This window comes from Rhizobium sp. LARHSG275, assembly GCF_052871115.1.
Genome location: NZ_JBIXJN010000030.1, coordinates 52,744 through 67,395, shown reverse-complemented (window position 1 = coordinate 67,395; position 14,652 = coordinate 52,744). Strand labels below are relative to the sequence as shown.

At 62.1% G+C, this 14,652-nt stretch carries 17 protein-coding genes and 1 pseudogene; 5 read left to right on the top strand and 13 right to left on the bottom strand.

Annotated elements, in window-relative coordinates; genetic code table 11:
* Nucleotides 1-221, top strand: a pseudogene (locus ACIPSK_RS30040) (IS110 family transposase); the annotation flags it as partial.
* A 148-nt stretch (nt 222-369) separates the two neighbouring features.
* On the opposite strand, the gene ACIPSK_RS30035 reads toward ACIPSK_RS30040, so the two are convergent.
* A complete protein-coding gene (locus ACIPSK_RS30035) occupies nt 370-855 on the bottom strand; it encodes a peroxiredoxin (RefSeq protein ID WP_162118288.1) in 486 nt (161 codons plus the stop codon).
* Between the two features lie 94 nt (nt 856-949).
* Entirely contained in the window at nt 950-1,801 is an 852-nt protein-coding gene (locus tag ACIPSK_RS30030; protein ID WP_162118289.1) for a protein-disulfide reductase DsbD domain-containing protein, read from the bottom strand.
* A 141-nt stretch (nt 1,802-1,942) separates the two neighbouring features.
* On the opposite strand from ACIPSK_RS30030, the gene ACIPSK_RS30025 reads away from it, so the two are divergent.
* From ACIPSK_RS30025 to ACIPSK_RS30015, 3 genes are all read left to right on the top strand, one after another.
* Complete coding sequence (locus ACIPSK_RS30025; protein WP_017963123.1) at nt 1,943-2,548, top strand: YqgE/AlgH family protein; 606 nt, start codon at nt 1,943-1,945, stop codon at nt 2,546-2,548.
* A 113-nt stretch (nt 2,549-2,661) separates the two neighbouring features.
* The gene (locus ACIPSK_RS30020) at nt 2,662-2,853 is read left to right on the top strand and encodes a CsbD family protein (protein ID WP_162118290.1); all 192 of its coding nucleotides are present in this window, start codon (nt 2,662-2,664) and stop codon (nt 2,851-2,853) included.
* Nucleotides 2,854-3,001: 148 nt separating this feature from the next.
* On the top strand, nt 3,002-4,090 hold the full coding sequence (locus tag ACIPSK_RS30015) for a zinc-binding metallopeptidase family protein (RefSeq protein ID WP_162118291.1): 1,089 nt from the start codon (nt 3,002-3,004) through the stop codon (nt 4,088-4,090).
* A 316-nt stretch (nt 4,091-4,406) separates the two neighbouring features.
* Here the strand turns inward: ACIPSK_RS30015 and rnhA are convergent, their stop codons facing one another.
* The 5 genes from rnhA to ACIPSK_RS29990 form a co-directional block, all read right to left on the bottom strand.
* Nucleotides 4,407-4,862, bottom strand: coding sequence for a ribonuclease HI (rnhA, locus tag ACIPSK_RS30010; protein ID WP_003545999.1), 456 nt, complete (start codon nt 4,860-4,862; stop codon nt 4,407-4,409).
* Nucleotides 4,859-5,824, bottom strand: coding sequence for a homoserine kinase (locus tag ACIPSK_RS30005; RefSeq protein ID WP_162118292.1), 966 nt, complete (start codon nt 5,822-5,824; stop codon nt 4,859-4,861). Before ACIPSK_RS30005 ends, rnhA begins: the two co-directional genes overlap by 4 nt.
* A 68-nt stretch (nt 5,825-5,892) precedes the next feature.
* Nucleotides 5,893-6,894 carry a 4-hydroxy-3-methylbut-2-enyl diphosphate reductase gene (gene ispH / locus ACIPSK_RS30000; RefSeq protein WP_017963118.1) on the bottom strand — a complete coding sequence of 334 codons (1,002 nt, stop codon included), beginning with the start codon at nt 6,892-6,894 and terminating at the stop codon, nt 5,893-5,895.
* 76 nt (nt 6,895-6,970) lie between these two features.
* Nucleotides 6,971-7,726, bottom strand: coding sequence for an SURF1 family cytochrome oxidase biogenesis protein (locus ACIPSK_RS29995; protein ID WP_162118293.1), 756 nt, complete (start codon nt 7,724-7,726; stop codon nt 6,971-6,973).
* Nucleotides 7,719-8,099, bottom strand: coding sequence for a DUF983 domain-containing protein (locus ACIPSK_RS29990; protein ID WP_162118294.1), 381 nt, complete (start codon nt 8,097-8,099; stop codon nt 7,719-7,721). The genes ACIPSK_RS29995 and ACIPSK_RS29990 overlap by 8 nt, the downstream gene beginning before the upstream one ends.
* 118 nt (nt 8,100-8,217) lie before the next feature.
* On the opposite strand from ACIPSK_RS29990, the gene ACIPSK_RS29985 reads away from it, so the two are divergent.
* Nucleotides 8,218-8,859: a chloramphenicol phosphotransferase CPT family protein gene (locus tag ACIPSK_RS29985; RefSeq protein ID WP_162118295.1), complete on the top strand. Its 642-nt coding sequence runs from the start codon at nt 8,218-8,220 to the stop codon at nt 8,857-8,859.
* Between the two features lie 458 nt (nt 8,860-9,317).
* Here the strand turns inward: ACIPSK_RS29985 and ACIPSK_RS29980 are convergent, their stop codons facing one another.
* The 6 genes from ACIPSK_RS29980 to coxB form a co-directional block, all read right to left on the bottom strand.
* Entirely contained in the window at nt 9,318-10,196 is an 879-nt protein-coding gene (locus ACIPSK_RS29980) for a cytochrome c oxidase subunit 3 (protein WP_017963115.1), read from the bottom strand.
* Nucleotides 10,197-10,257: 61 nt separating this feature from the next.
* On the bottom strand, nt 10,258-10,866 hold the full coding sequence (locus tag ACIPSK_RS29975) for a cytochrome c oxidase assembly protein (protein WP_018485480.1): 609 nt from the start codon (nt 10,864-10,866) through the stop codon (nt 10,258-10,260).
* On the bottom strand, nt 10,863-11,003 hold the full coding sequence (locus ACIPSK_RS29970) for a hypothetical protein (RefSeq protein ID WP_018069103.1): 141 nt from the start codon (nt 11,001-11,003) through the stop codon (nt 10,863-10,865). Before ACIPSK_RS29970 ends, ACIPSK_RS29975 begins: the two co-directional genes overlap by 4 nt.
* Nucleotides 11,003-11,953: a heme o synthase gene (locus ACIPSK_RS29965; RefSeq protein ID WP_162118296.1), complete on the bottom strand. Its 951-nt coding sequence runs from the start codon at nt 11,951-11,953 to the stop codon at nt 11,003-11,005. Before ACIPSK_RS29965 ends, ACIPSK_RS29970 begins: the two co-directional genes overlap by 1 nt.
* Before the next feature lie 67 nt (nt 11,954-12,020).
* A complete protein-coding gene (gene ctaD / locus ACIPSK_RS29960) occupies nt 12,021-13,742 on the bottom strand; it encodes a cytochrome c oxidase subunit I (RefSeq protein WP_162118297.1) in 1,722 nt (573 codons plus the stop codon).
* A 17-nt stretch (nt 13,743-13,759) separates the two neighbouring features.
* On the bottom strand, nt 13,760-14,644 hold the full coding sequence (gene coxB, locus ACIPSK_RS29955) for a cytochrome c oxidase subunit II (protein ID WP_032985025.1): 885 nt from the start codon (nt 14,642-14,644) through the stop codon (nt 13,760-13,762).
* Between the last annotated feature and the right edge of the window lie 8 nt (nt 14,645-14,652).

The window sequence follows — 14,652 nt, the reverse complement described above, 5'->3', positions numbered from 1 at the left end:
CCCGGCCGGTGCGCGGCGGGCGCTCCGGACCGCGTGGCATCCTGTTCCTGGTCGCCGCCACCGCGGCCAGGTACGATCCGCATTTGGCTGCCTTCAGGCAAAGGTTGCAGAGCGCTGGCAAGCCGAAAATGGTTATCTGCATTGCGCTCGCCCGAAAACTGCTGGTCATTCTCAATGCAAAAGCACGGGATGCGCGAAGAGAATTCGAATGCGCAACTTGACAACCCAGATAGTCGCTCATCCGCCTGCCGGCACCTTCTCCCCGCTCGCGGGGCGAAGGGAGATAGCCGCAACCTCTCGCAGGGCACGTCCCCTCGCCCCGTTTTTACGGGGAGAGGGTTAGGGTGAGGGGCAGACTTTCTCTAACGCTCAGAGCTGTTCCAGCATCGCGGCAGCACCCGAGACGGTGGCCTGGCCGGGGCTTTCCTCGACGTTGAGGGCTTTGACGACGCCGTCTTCCACCAGCATCGAGTAACGCTTGGAGCGGAGGCCGAGGCCGCCGGCGGAGAGGTCGGCGTCGAGGCCGACGGCCTTGGTGAAGGCGGCATCCCAATCGGCGAGGAAGTGGATCTTGCCCATGCCGCCTGATGATTGCGCCCAGGCGCCCATCACGTGCCAGTCGTTGACGGCGACGACGGCGATGTCGTCGACGCCCTTGCCAAGGATGGTGTCGCGGTTTTCGAGATAACCCGGCAGGTGGTTCAGCGAGCAGGTGGGTGTAAACGCGCCCGGCACGGCGAAGAGCACGACGCGCTTGCCGGCGAAGAGCTGATCGGTGGTGATTTCGACCGGGCCGTCAGCCGTCTTTTCCTTGAAGGTGGCGGCAGGAAGCTTGTCGCCGATCGCGATGGTCATGGTCTTCTCCTTGGTTCCGGCTTTGGGAGTTCTGGCTTTGGGTTCTGCTTGGCAGCGGGCGCCGCACGGGATCTGCGGCGACTATAAGACCCGGTCATTGAAAGGCAAGAGTGGTCTCCATCGCCCTTTCGCCATCGATGACCAGCACGCCCCAGTGCTCGCCGGATAGGTCGTAATTCTCAGGCAGTTTGCCGATAGCGACGTCGACCTTGAAGACGGCGCCGTCGCGCTTGCCGGCGATCTGCTTGGTGAAGGCATGGCCGCTCGGGCCGGTGACGATGATATCGGGCGCGCCCTTGCCCCCGCCCGAGCCCCCGCTGGGCAAGACGAGTGTCAAGGACAGCTTCTTCCTGTCGGGCGACATCGCATGCGCCGTCACGCCGAAATCCGGCGATGGCGGTTTCGGCAGGCTCGCATCGGCAGCCTGAAGGATTGACTCCTCTTGCGGGTGCGACTGGAGCGCGGGGCCAAGCTTCAGCTGAAAATTCGCCTGGAAGGGAATGCAGATATCCTTGCAGATACCGATGAAGGCGGAAGCGTCGATTGCGACCGGGCCTTTGCCGGCCACCGTCAGCGACAGCGGCAGCGTCACCGGTGCGTCATAGGCGATATCCTCGACCGTGCCGTTGAAAAAATGCTTCGGAACGGGATAGGCGATGGCATCGAGGCTGACCCCGCTCTCCGCCGCGATGGTGATCTGCGGCGGAATGCCATTGCCGCCGGGCTCTCTCCAATAGGTGATCCAGCCGGGTTTCGGCTCGATCTGAAGGGCGGCGCGGATTTTGCCGCCGGCATCGGGCGCGACCGCCACCAGGCGCATGCGGCCGCCCTCATTGTCCGCCCAGGCGCTCATTTCCGCACGGGCGGAATAAAACGGCACAAGGGCTGCGACCACTGACACAAGCGCGATTAAAAGCCCGCGCGGGCCTGAGGAAATAATCATCATGGAACAAAGGTTTACCGAAAATGCTGTTTGGCCGCCACAAGTCGCGGCGATTTAAATCTTCATTTTCAGTTGATTGATGTGTGACATTGGCCCATGTTTCTCTTGTCGAGGCCTTGGTGCGGTCTAGCAGCAGGAGGAACGATGTCCTTATCGACGCTGAAGAACAGACGGGAACGTGGCTTCTTCGATGGCCAGTTCCTCATCGCCATGCCGGGCATGGAAGACCGCAATTTTGCGCGCACCGTCATCTACATCTGCGCGCATTCGGATGCCGGCGCCATGGGCTTCGTCATCAACCGTCCGCAGAGCCTCACCTTCACCGATGTGCTGCTGCATCTCGACATGATCAAGCAGGAAGATTCGATCGTGCTGCCGAAGCGCGCGCGCGACTTCCCGATCCAGACCGGCGGCCCGGTGGAAAGCGGCCGCGGCTTCGTGCTGCATTCGGACGATTATGCCAGCGACTCCTCGATCCCCGTCAGCGACGACATTTGCCTGACGGCGACGCTCGACATCGTTCGCGCCATCTCCAAGGGCGCCGGACCGACACGGGCGACAATGCTGCTCGGCTATTCCTCCTGGGCGGCCGGCCAGCTCGAAAACGAGGTCGTCAACAATGGCTGGCTCACCTGCCCGGCCAATGAGGAATTGATCTTCGACCGCAGCCTCGACGACAAATACGAGCGGGCGCTCGCCGGCATGGGCGTGACCGCTGCTATGCTGTCGGCCGAAGCCGGCCATGCTTGAGAGGCTGGCCTGACGGTCGCTGACCTGGCGGCAGCGGGAACGAATAGCCGAGAGTGACGTTTCATTCGGCGAGCATGGACAAAAAGCCCATGCCAACCAAGGAGACATCACAGATGGGTAGCACCAGCGACAAGATTTCCGGCAAGGCAAATGAAATTGCCGGCAAGACCAAGCAGGCCGTCGGCAAGGCGACGGACGATCGCGACATGAAGGCCAAGGGCGCCGTCCAGGAAGCCAAGGGCAAGGGACAGGTCGCAACCGGCAAGGTCAAGGACAAGCTCAAGGGCGCCGTCGACCGGCTCTGAGCGACAGCAATAAGACGAGCAAAGGACGCTGTGCTTCCGATTTAAGGAATGCGCAGTAGACGCTCATCCTTTATCACCATGCCTGTCGCGCCCTCACGCGGCAGGCATTTTTAGTCCGTCACCCTCATGCTCTGCAGAGATAGACCCAATGAAGCTTTTTGCCTGCGACAATTGCGATCAGGTCGTCCACTTCGACAACCGTCGATGCGTGCGCTGCAACCATCGCCTCGGTTTCCTGCCCGGCGATCTCGCCATGCATGCGCTGGAGCCGTGCGACGAGACGCTCTGGCAGCTCGTTTCCAATCCCGATCGCGAGGTCCGCTTCTGCGCCAATGCCGGCCTCGACATCTGCAACTGGCTGGTGGACGGTGACGGAGAGAGCGAATTCTGCGTTGCCTGCCGCCACAACCGGCTGGTTCCGAACACCGATACCCAGGACGGCATCGATCGCTGGCGGCGCATCAGCCAGGCGCAGCGACATCTGTTTTATTCGCTGCTGCGCTGGAAGCTGCCGCATCCGGATCGTGCGCAAGATCCGCAAGGCGGCCTAGTCTTCGATTTCCTCGAGGATTCGATCGAGAGCAACGGTTATGTCGTGCCTGCCATGACCGGCCACGAGGAAGGCCTGATCACCATCCGCGCCGCAGAGGCCGACGATGCGACGCGCGAACAGGCGCGCAGCTCGATGAACGAACCCTATCGCACGCTGCTCGGCCATTTCCGCCACGAGGCCGGCCATTTCATCTGGAACAAGCTGGTGCGCGATCGGGGCGGCCTTGCCGATTTCCGCGCCGTTTTCGGCGACGAACGGCAGGATTATGCAGCAGCCCTCCAGACCCATTATGCCGGCGGCGCGCCCTTGGGATGGCAGGATAATTTCATCAGCGCCTATGCCGCCTCGCACCCCTGGGAGGATTTCGCCGAATGTTTCGCGCATTACCTCCATATCGTCGATACGCTCGAAACCGCGCGCGCCTTCGGCATCGCCATCGATCCGAGCGGCCATGAGGAAATATCTGGCGAGGTGGATTTCATCCCTTACCGGGCAAGAAGCGCCGAACAGCTGGTCAGCGCCTGGGTGCCGCTCAGCATCGCGATCAACGCCATCCAGCGCAGCATGGGCCAGCCCGACTCCTACCCCTTCGTGCTGTCTTCGCCTGTTGTGGCAAAGCTCGAATATCTGCACCGGCTGATCCAGGGTGCCGCGACGGCGCCGCAGCGGCAGCAGGCGGCTTGAAAGAGGTTCGGGCGCGCTGTGTGCTCCCTCTTCTCCCCAGCGGGGGTCCGGAGGACGGGTCGAGACCCGCGGCTCGACCCTGGTCGGTGGCCCGAAGGGTCGGATGAGGGGGCCGCACGGCAGACCATTCATTGCCCTTTGCTAACGCTCAGCGCATTCGCGGCTTCGCCGCTCACCCCCTCAACCGCCTGCCGGCACCGACCGGGGTCGAGCCACAGGTCTCGACCCGTCCTTCGGACCCCCCGCTGGAGAGAAGAGACGTGTGGCGGCGCCGCATTCTTCTCTCATCCGTCAGGAGCCGAGGAGCCGAACTGACTTAAAACGAAACCGCCTTGCCCTTCTTGAAGGGCTCCATGCCCCGGCGGGCGAGTTCGTCGGCGCGTTCGTTTTCCGGGTGGCCGGCATGGCCCTTGACCCAGTGCAGCGTCACCTTGTGGCGATCACGGGCCGCCTCCAGCGCCTGCCAGAGTTCGGCATTCTTCACCGGCTTCTTGTCAGCGGTCTTCCAGCCGTTTTTCTTCCAGCCGAAAATCCACTTGGAGATGCCGTCCTTGACATAGGCGCTGTCGGTATAGAGATCGACCTCGCAAGGGCTTTTCAGCGCCGATAGCGCCGAGATCGCCGCCAGCAGCTCCATGCGATTGTTGGTCGTGTCCGCCTCGCCGCCGCAAAGCTCCTTTTCGACATCGCCATAACGCAGCACCGCGCCCCAGCCGCCGGGGCCGGGATTGCCGGAGCATGCGCCGTCGGTAAAAATATCGACGTGCTTCATAGGCTCAATCCATATTCGGCGGGCGATTTGATCTGGCGGTGGAACCGCAGCTTGCGCAGATATTCGAGCGGGTCCTTCTTGGTGACCATGGCGCCCTCAGGCGTCATCAGCCAGTCATAGAGCCGGGTCAGGAAGAACCGCAGCGCGGACCCACGCGACAGCACCGGCAGGGCTGAGATTTCGGCATCGCTCAGCGGCCTGACGCTTTGGTAACCTTCGAGCATCGCCGTGCCCTTGGTGATGTTATAGGCGCCGTCCTTCTCAAAGCACCAGGCATTCAGGCAGATCGAGACGTCATAGGCGAGCAGGTCGTTGCAAGCGAAATAGAAGTCGATCAGGCCAGAGAGCTGGTCGCCGAGGAAGAAGACGTTGTCGGGGAAGAGGTCGGCATGGATGACGCCGGCCGGCAGGCCACTCGGCCAGGCGGCGGAGAGGAAATCGAGTTCGCTGCGGATCTCGGTCTGCAGGCCGGGCTCGACCTCGCCGGCGCGCGCCTCGGATTTTTCCCACAGCCCCCGCCAGCCGTCGATCGACAGCGCATTCGCCCGCTTCAACTGGAAATCATCACCGGCCACATGCATCTTGGCCAGCGCCCGACCGACCTCGCGGCAGTGCCTGGCCTCCGGCTTTCTCAGCCACATGCCTTCGAGGAAGGAGATCAGCGCCGCCGGACGGCCAGACAGCGAGCCGAGCAGCGCGCCGTCCCGGCGCGGCAGCGGCAGCGGGCAGGACAGGCCGCGAGCTGCGAGATGCTGCATCAGGCCGAGGAAGAAAGGCAGATCGCTCTTTTCGACGCGCTTTTCATAGAGCGTCAGGATCAGCGGATCCTTGGAGGTGTGAAGCAGGAAGTTGGAGTTTTCGACGCCTTCGGCGATCCCCTTGTAGGAAAGCAGCGTGCCTGCGTCATATTCCGTCAGGAACCACTTCAGATCGTCTTCGGCGATATCGGTATAGACTGCCAAGTGAGGTCTCGCCTTCATGCCTTGTTGATATTGGATTTGCCGGAGTGGACGCTAGGCCGAAGGCCGGTCTAGCCGTTGACGAAGGCCATGTCTGCTGCCGTCAGCTCGATACTGCGCAGTTCGCGGTTGACGAGGAAGTTTTCGGTTTCCTGCACCGTTTCGGCCAGTTCGACGCGGGCATCGAAGCGGGCGCGGAAAGCCTCGATGATCTCGTTGACGATGACCTCGGGTGCCGAGGCGCCGGCGGAGAGACCGAGCGTCGAAATCGTGCCGATCTCGTCCCAGTCGAGCTCGGCGGCGCGCTGCACGAGGATCGATTTCTTCGCCCCTGCCCTCAGCGCCACTTCGACGAGGCGCTTGGAGTTGGATGAATTCGGCGCGCCGACGATGATGAAGAGATCGCAGCCCGGAGCTGCCTGCTTCACCACTTCCTGGCGGTTGGTCGTCGCATAACAGATCGAGTCCGCTGCCGGCGCCGTCAGGTTGGGGAAGCGCTCGTGCAGTCGGGTGATGACGCCGGCGGTGTCGTCGACGGACAGTGTCGTCTGGGTGACATAGCCGAGATTATCGGGGTCCGTGGGAATATAGGCGTCGGCGTCCTCGATCGTCTCGATCAGCGAAACCGACCCCTCCGGCAGTTGACCCATCGTGCCGATTACTTCGGGGTGGCCGGCATGGCCGATGAGGACGACATGGCGGCCGAGGCGATTGTGGCGCATCGCCTGCTTGTGGACCTTGGAGACCAGCGGGCAGGTGGCGTCGAGATAGAAGAGGTTGCGGCTTGCCGCATCCTCCGGCACGGATTTCGGCACGCCATGGGCGGAGAAGACCACCGGCTGGGCGCGATGTTCGGCCGGGATCTCGTCCAGCTCCTCGACGAAGACGGCGCCCTTGGCCTCCAGCCCTTCGACGACATAACGATTATGGACGATCTCGTGGCGCACATAGACCGGCGCACCATAGGATTTCAGCGCCAGCACGACGATCTGGATGGCGCGGTCGACGCCGGCGCAGAAGCCGCGCGGCCCGCAGAGCCGGATCGTCAAAGGAGGTTTCGCCGCAATATTCATGTCTGTTCCGTCAAAATTCCGTACCGCGTCGGGATAAGCGACCTCTAGCCCAATATGACCGGGAATTGAAGCGATACTATTGCCGAGGCTGCGTGCCGGGTTTGCGGAACCAGGAGATCGCCACCACCGCGGTGAGCACCGCGGCCAGCCCGTACCAGGTGAAAGCATATTGCAGATGGTCGTTCGGCAGATCCACCTGGGTAACGCCGCCGATCGGCAGGCCGGCCGGATTCAGGGTGGAATCGGCATCGACGAAAAAGGGAATGACCTTCGCTTTCTCGAGGCCGACGCTCTCGGCCATGACGTCAAGATCCTTCCAGTAGAAGATGTTCTTGGCGACGTCGTTATCGGGCACCACCCAGGAAGGCTTGCCGGGAAGCTTTTCGCGCGCCAGGCCGGTGACGGTCTGCTGATCCGTCAGCTGGCCCTGCATGCGCGTTTCCGGCTCCTTGTTGTCATAGGGAACGAAGCCGCGATTGACGAAGAGAATGCGCCCGTCGGCAAGCTCCAGCGGCGTATAGATGTAAAAGCCGGTCTGGCCGCGCCAGGTGGCGAAGAAGTGCCGCTCCTTGTTGTTGATATAGCGGCCGGTGGCGGTCACCTTGCGGTATTCGATGTCGCCGCCTGCAGCCGCCATTGCCTCGATGTCGGCGAGCGGCACGGGGGCTGCTGCCTGCCGCGCGGCGATATCGGCGATCAGGCCCTCTTTCCAGTGCAGGCGCTCCACCTGCCAGGTGCCCAGCGAAATCAGGATGGCAAGGGCGATCAGCACCAGGATGCCGGTCAAGACAGGCAGCCGGCGGCGCGGCGCGGCATGGTCGATATCAGTCACTCAGGCGTCCTTCGCGGGCATTATGACGGTATTGCATGGCGATCAGGATGCCTTTGAACCAGCGTAGCGTCAGCAGCGACAGGATAATCGTCAGCGGCGCGAAGAGCAGGATATGCACCCAAATCGGCGGCCCGTAATTCACCTGCAGCCACAGCACCATGCCGATGACGATGAAGCCGACGATGAGAATGACGAAGACGGCCGGGCCGTCACCGGAATCGGCAAAGGAATAATCGAGGCCGCAGGCAGCACAGCGCGGCTTCACGCCGAGCAGGCCATCGAAGAGCTTGCCCTGGCCGCAGCGCGGGCAGCAGCCCTTGATGCCGGTCTTCACCGGATCGATGGGGGGAAAATGGGCGCTGTCCTCGTTCATGGCAATTCCTTTTAGGCGCTCCACGCTGCCTTAACTCTCCCATAAAGTATTTGCATCCCGGATGGAAAGGCCTGCGCGGTCTCCGCCGAGTGATTCGCGCCAAACAGAAGAAGAACTGATGACCGATGATAGCCATTCCGTACAGATCATTATCCTGAACGGCGCGCCGCGGAGCGGCAAATCCAGCATTGCGCGCGCAATCCAGGACGAATTCGAGGGACCGTGGATCAACCTCGGCGTCGACGGCTACAATGCCATGACACCGAAGCGTTATCTGCCGGGCATCGGACTGCGGCCAGGCGGCGAGCGGCCGGACCTGGAGGAACTGGTGCCGTTCTTTTATGCGGCGCTCTACGAATCGATCGCCATCCATGCCAGCCTGGGGCTCAATGTCATCGCCGATCTCGGCCACCATGACAGCTATTCGCGGCCGCTCGGCATCCTCGGCGATTGCGCCCGGCGACTGGAAGACTTTCCAGTGCTGTTCGTCGGCGTGCGCTGTCCGATCGAGACGATCATGCAGCGGCGCGACATTGCCCAGGAAGGGCGCGAGACGCTTTATCTCAGCGCCACGGAGGACGTGCCCGTTCCAGAACCGGTGCAACGCTGGCAGGATGAGGTTCATCGCCCCGGCATCTACGATATGGAGGTCGATACGTCGGTGCTGACGCCGCTCGAATGCGCCGAAGCGATCCGCCACCAGTTGGATCTCGGCATTCCCGCGCCTTCGGCCTTCGAACGGATCGCCGGGGCGCGCTGAGGCGATAAAAGCGGGCACGGAGCCCTTACCTCGGCCGAAGAGATTGCCGATGGCGCCCCTCATCCGGCTGCCGCCACCTTCTCCCCGTAAAGGGAGCGAAGGGGATATGCCGCAGCGTCTCGAATCCCTCTTCTCCCCAGCGGGGAGAAGGTGCCCGTAGGGCGGATGAGGGGGCCGGCGAAGCCGGTCTTTCCAACAATATTCATGCGGATTCGAACGCATTCGCGTCGACATAGCGGATAGTTAAGATGAGAGGGCGTGCCGTGTGGCCCCCTCATCCGACCCTTCGGGCCACCTTCTCCCCGCTGGGGAGAAGAGGAGACATGCCGGAGCCTCTCCGTTCCTCGCCCGCCCGGATGGCGCGTCCCTCTGGTCTCCGAAAAGGTGCGGGCTGTCGCGGACCCCACCAACAAAAAAGGCGGGCACCAGGCCCGCCTTTTGTTTGACTATCGTTCCGATCAGCCGGCTGCGACGGGTGCGCCCCAGCCGCCCCAGACGTAGATGCAGAAGAACAGGAACAGCCAGACGACGTCGACGAAGTGCCAGTACCAGGCAGCCGCCTCGAAGCCGAAATGCTGCTTCGGGGTGAAGTCGCCGCGCAGCGCGCGGATCAGGCAGACACCCAGGAAGATCGTGCCGACGAGGACGTGGAATCCGTGGAAGCCGGTCGCCATGAAGAAGGTCGCGCCGTAGATCGAATTCTTGAAGGCGAAGGGCGCGTGGGCATATTCATAGGCCTGGACGGAGGAGAACAACACGCCGAGCAGCACCGTCAGCGTCAGGCCCTGAATCAGGCCTTTGCGGTCGTTGTGCAGCAGCGCGTGGTGCGCCCAGGTGACCGTCGTGCCCGACAGGAGCAGGATGACGGTGTTATAGATCGGAAGGTGCCAGGGATCGAGAACCTCGATGCCCTTCGGCGGCCAGACGCCGCCGGTATAGGCCAGGCGCGAGGCCTGGATCGCCTCGTTCGGAAACAGGCTGGCGTCGAAATAGGCCCAGAACCAGGCGACGAAGAACATCACTTCCGAAGCGATGAACATGATCATGCCGTAGCGCAGATGCAGCGAGACGACGCGGGTGTGGGCACCCTCATGGGCTTCCTTCACCGTATCGGCCCACCAGCCATACATCACGTAGAGCACCAGCGCGAAGCCGATATAAAAGAGCCAGGGATTGGCGAGCTCGGCACCGGCGACCTTGAACGAACCGCCGTTCAGGTAGCGCATGTAGCAGACGCCGCCGATCGCCATGAGGAAGGCGCCGAGCGAAGCGATAATCGGCCACGGGCTCGGATCGATGATGTGATAGTCGTGATTCTTCTGGTGAGCATCGGCCATGTAGCTATCCCCGGATGTCTTCCTTCACTCCGCTCCCGGCATAGCCGGAAACGAGCCTTGATCAAAGTTTCTTTTCAATCTTCTCCGCTCCACCCTCATTCGAAGCCACCGGCTTCGGACCCTCTTTCGGGTAGAACGTATATGACAGCGTAACCGTGTGGATATCCTTGGATTCCACGGCCTTGACGATTTCCGGATCGATGTAGAACACGACCGGCATGTCGAGCTTCTCGCCCGGCTTCAGGTCCGTTTCCGTAAAGCAGAAACATTGCACCTTGTTGAAATAGACGCCCGCTTCGCCAGGCGTGACGTTGAAAACCGCCTGGCCGCGCTGGGTCTCGTTCGAACGATTCTCGGCGGTGAAATTGACCTGGATCGTTTCGCCGATCTTCGGATTGACCTCGCGCTGGACCGGCTTGAATTCCCATTGCAGACCGGGCGCGACATTGGCGTCGAAGGTGACGCGCATCGTGCGGTCGAGCACGACGCTCGACACCTGGTCGACGCGCTGCGTCGTGCCGTTATAGCCGGTCACCTGGCAGAAGATGCGGTAGAGCGGCACGGCGGCATAACTCATCGCGCCCATGCCGAAGACGAAGCTCAGGCACATCATCACGACGGCGCCGTTGTTGCGCCCCTGCTTCTTCGGTGTACCCGCGTTGTCGCTCATCCAGCCATTCCCCCGCCGATCTTCACGATAGTGATCGCGTAGAACAGGATGACGAGGCCGGCAAGCACCAGCCCCAGCGCGACGTTGCGGTTGCGGCGCGACTTGCGCTGCGCTTCCGTAAGCTTGACCAATTCCATCAGAACCAACCTCCCGCATGCGAGACCAGCAGCAAGGCCAGCCGGTCGATCATCAAGGCGGAGAACACGGCAAAGAGATAGAAGATCGAAAAGCCGAACAGCTTCTTTGCCGGGATCATCTTCAGATCGCCGTCGGGCATGCGCCAGACGGCGATGGAACAGTATATGAAGATCGCGCCGAGGGCGGCAGCAACGAGGCCGTAGCCGAAGCTGGCGAAACCGAGGAAGGACGGCAATACCGCGCAGACGGCGGTCAGCACCGCATAAGCGACGATCTGATGCTTGGTCACCCGTTCGCCGGCGACGTTCGGCAGCATCGGCACGCCGACGGCCTCGTAATCGCGCATCTTGAAGAGCGCCAGCGCCCAGAAATGCGCCGGCGTCCAAAGGAAGATGATGAGGAAGAGAACGGTGCTCTCGATCGTCACGCTGTTGGTTACGCAAGCCCAGCCGATCATCGGCGGGAAGGCGCCGGCGGCACCGCCGATGACGATGTTCTGCGGCGTCGAGCGCTTCAGCCACATGGTGTAGACGACGGCATAGAAGAAGATGGTGAAGGCGAGGATGCCGGCCGAGAGCCAGTTGACCGCAAGGCCGAGGATCACGACCGAGAAGCCCGACAGCACCAGGCCGAAGGCGAGAGCCTCCGACGGCGCGATACGGCCGGCCGGGATCGGACGGTTGGCCGTGCGGCTCATGATGGCGTCGATATCGGCGTCATACCACATGTTCAGCGCGCCGGAGGCGCCGGCGCCGACGGCGATGCAGAGAATGGCGATCAGGCCGAGGACGGGATGGATGTGGCCCGGCGCCAGCACCAGACCGGCAAAGGCTGTGAAGACCACGAGCGACATCACTCGCGGCTTCAGCAATTCGAAATAATCGCGCGCACTCGCTTCCGACAATTCGCCGTCCTTTGCAAGCACCTCGTGATTGTCGATGACCGTCATCATTCCGTCCTGAATGTCTTACCATCAGGACGCCGTACCGCATGCGGCGTCCTGATGTCCGAGCAAATTACTTGATGCGCGGAAGCTGTTCCCACTGGTGATAGGGCGGCGGCGAAGGCAGCTGCCATTCGAGCGTCGTTGCACCCTCACCCCACGGATTGTCGCCGGCGACGCGCTTCCTGGCGAAGGCTTCGAAGACGCCGAAGAGGAAGATCAGCACACCGAAGGCCGAGATGTAGGAGCCGATCGAGGACACGTAGTTCCAGCCGGCAAAGGCATCCGGATAATCGATATAGCGGCGCGGCATGCCGGCGAGGCCGAGGAAATGCTGCGGGAAGAACACCAGGTTGACGCCGATGAACATGACCCAGAAATGCAGCTTGCCGACGAACTCGTTGTACATGTAGCCGGTCATCTTCGGGAACCAGTAGTACCAGCCGGCGAAGATCGCAAAGACGGCGCCGAGCGACAGAACGTAATGGAAGTGGGCCACGACGTAATAGGTGTCATGCAGCGAGCGGTCGAGACCGGCATTGGCAAGCTGGACGCCGGTGACGCCGCCGACCGTGAACAGGAAAATGAAGCCGATTGCCCAGAGCATCGGCGTGCGGAACGAGATCGAGCCGCCCCACATCGTCGCGATCCAGGAGAAGATCTTCACGCCCGTCGGAACGGCGATGACCATCGTCGCGAAGACGAAATAGCGCTGCGCATCGAGCGACAGGCCGACCGTGTACATGTGGTGAGCCCAGACGACGAAGCCGACGGCGCCGATCGCGACCATGGCATAGGCCATGCCGAGATAGCCGAAGATCGGCTTCTTCGAGAAAGTCGAGATGATGTGGCTGACCATGCCGAAGCCCGGCAGGATGAGGATGTAGACCTCGGGGTGACCGAAAAACCAGAACAGGTGCTGGTAGAGGATCGGGTCGCCGCCGCCTTCCGGAGAGAAGAAGGAGGTGCCGAAGTTGCGGTCGGTGAGCAACATGGTGATGCCGCCTGCCAGAACCGGCAGCGACAGCAGCAGCAGGAAGGCGGTGATCAGCACGGACCAGGCAAACAGCGGCATCTTGTGCAGCGTCATGCCGGGAGCGCGCATGTTGAGGATCGTGGTGATGAAGTTGATCGCACCGAGGATCGACGAGGCGCCGGCAATGTGGAGCGCGAAGATCGCAAGGTCGACCGCCGGTCCCGGCGTGCCGCTCGTCGCCAGCGGCGGATACATCGTCCAGCCGCCGCCCGTGCCGTAGGCGCCTGCCGGGCCTTCGACGAACATCGACAGCAGCAGCAGCGCGAAAGCGGGAACGATCAACCAGAAGGAGATGTTGTTGAGGCGCGGGAAGGCCATATCCGGCGCGCCGATCATGATCGGCACCATCCAGTTGGCGAAACCGCCGATCATCGCCGGCATGACCATGAAGAAGATCATGATCAGCGCGTGCGCTGTGGTGAACATGTTGAACATCTGCTTGGCGCCGTCGATCGCGGCATCGCCCTCATAGCCGTAGACCATCGAGGCCAGGCCGTGGAAGATCTGGATGCCCGGTTCCTGCAGCTCCATGCGCATGGCAACCGACAGTGCGCCGCCGATGATGCCGGCAATGATCGCGAAGATCAGGTAGAGCGTGCCGATGTCCTTGTGGTTCGTCGAGAACAGCCAGCGATTGGCAAAGCTCGGCTTGTGCCCGTGATCGTGATCGTCGTGCGCGTGGTCATGATGGGCGGCGTGATCGCCATGCGTGCGATCGTGACCATGAGAATGATCGTCGTGAGCGGAAGGTCCAGCCATTGTCCCGATCCCCTTAATTACTGTGCTTCGGCGACGTCGAGGGTCTTTGCGGGACCATCGGTTGCGGCCATGAGTGTCTTGTAGGCGCCGGGCAGGTCGCTGGCGGCTGCGGTCAGCCACTGCTTGTACTTGTCCTCGGAGACGACGCGGATGGCGATCGGCATGAACGCATGGTCCTTGCCGCAGAGCTCGGAACACTGGCCGTAGAACAGGCCTTCGCGCTCGGCCCTGAACCAGGTCTCGTTCAGGCGGCCCGGCACGGCATCGATCTTGACGCCGAAGGACGGCATGGCGAAGGCGTGGATGACGTCGGTCGGCGCCGAGGTCACGAGAACGCGGACCGTCTTGTTGACCGGCAGGACCAGCTCGTTGTCGACGGCGAGAAGTCTGGGATAGATCGACTTGTCTTCCTTGCCGGCGGCCGCGCGATCCTGATCCTTCAAGAGGTAGGAATCGAAAGCCAGCGGGCTTTCGCCCGAACCTTCATATTCGTAGTTCCACTGCCACTGGGTGGCGGTCGCCTTGATCGTCACGTCGGGATTTTCGGGCAGCGTCAGCTGCGCCGTCAGCAGGTTGAACGAAGGAATGGCGAGAAGAAGCAGCACCAGAACCGGCCCCACGGTCCAGGCAATCTCGATCATCGTGTTGTGGCTCGTCCTCGAGGGAACCGGGTTCGCGCTGGCGCGGAACTTGAAACAAACGACGATGAGCAGGACCAGAACGAAAAGCGTGATCGGAACGATAAACCACAGGGTATATTGTTCGAACCAGTGGATTTCCCGCATGATCGGCGTTGCCGCCGGCTGCAGCGTCGCCTGCCACGGCATGGGCTGGTCGGCATATGTGCCGGAAGCAAAAAGCAGACAGACCAGCGCGGTCAGGGCTGCATAAGCCTTCTTCATCACCTTAT

Coding starts and splice junctions, on each gene's coding strand:
- ACIPSK_RS29970 (WP_018069103.1), bottom strand. CDS start 11,003: ATGGAATTGGTCAAGCTTACGGAAGCGCAGCGCAAGTCGCGCCGCAAC.
- coxB (WP_032985025.1), bottom strand. CDS start 14,644: ATGAAGAAGGCTTATGCAGCCCTGACCGCGCTGGTCTGTCTGCTTTTT.
- ACIPSK_RS29985 (WP_162118295.1), top strand. CDS start 8,218: ATGACCGATGATAGCCATTCCGTACAGATCATTATCCTGAACGGCGCG.
- ACIPSK_RS30015 (WP_162118291.1), top strand. CDS start 3,002: ATGAAGCTTTTTGCCTGCGACAATTGCGATCAGGTCGTCCACTTCGAC.
- ACIPSK_RS30025 (WP_017963123.1), top strand. CDS start 1,943: ATGTCCTTATCGACGCTGAAGAACAGACGGGAACGTGGCTTCTTCGAT.
- ACIPSK_RS29965 (WP_162118296.1), bottom strand. CDS start 11,953: ATGACGGTCATCGACAATCACGAGGTGCTTGCAAAGGACGGCGAATTG.
- rnhA (WP_003545999.1), bottom strand. CDS start 4,862: ATGAAGCACGTCGATATTTTTACCGACGGCGCATGCTCCGGCAATCCC.
- ACIPSK_RS29975 (WP_018485480.1), bottom strand. CDS start 10,866: ATGAGCGACAACGCGGGTACACCGAAGAAGCAGGGGCGCAACAACGGC.
- ACIPSK_RS29980 (WP_017963115.1), bottom strand. CDS start 10,196: ATGGCCGATGCTCACCAGAAGAATCACGACTATCACATCATCGATCCG.
- ACIPSK_RS30020 (WP_162118290.1), top strand. CDS start 2,662: ATGGGTAGCACCAGCGACAAGATTTCCGGCAAGGCAAATGAAATTGCC.
- ispH (WP_017963118.1), bottom strand. CDS start 6,894: ATGAATATTGCGGCGAAACCTCCTTTGACGATCCGGCTCTGCGGGCCG.
- ACIPSK_RS29990 (WP_162118294.1), bottom strand. CDS start 8,099: ATGAACGAGGACAGCGCCCATTTTCCCCCCATCGATCCGGTGAAGACC.
- ACIPSK_RS30030 (WP_162118289.1), bottom strand. CDS start 1,801: ATGATGATTATTTCCTCAGGCCCGCGCGGGCTTTTAATCGCGCTTGTG.
- ACIPSK_RS30035 (WP_162118288.1), bottom strand. CDS start 855: ATGACCATCGCGATCGGCGACAAGCTTCCTGCCGCCACCTTCAAGGAA.
- ctaD (WP_162118297.1), bottom strand. CDS start 13,742: ATGGCTGGACCTTCCGCTCACGACGATCATTCTCATGGTCACGATCGC.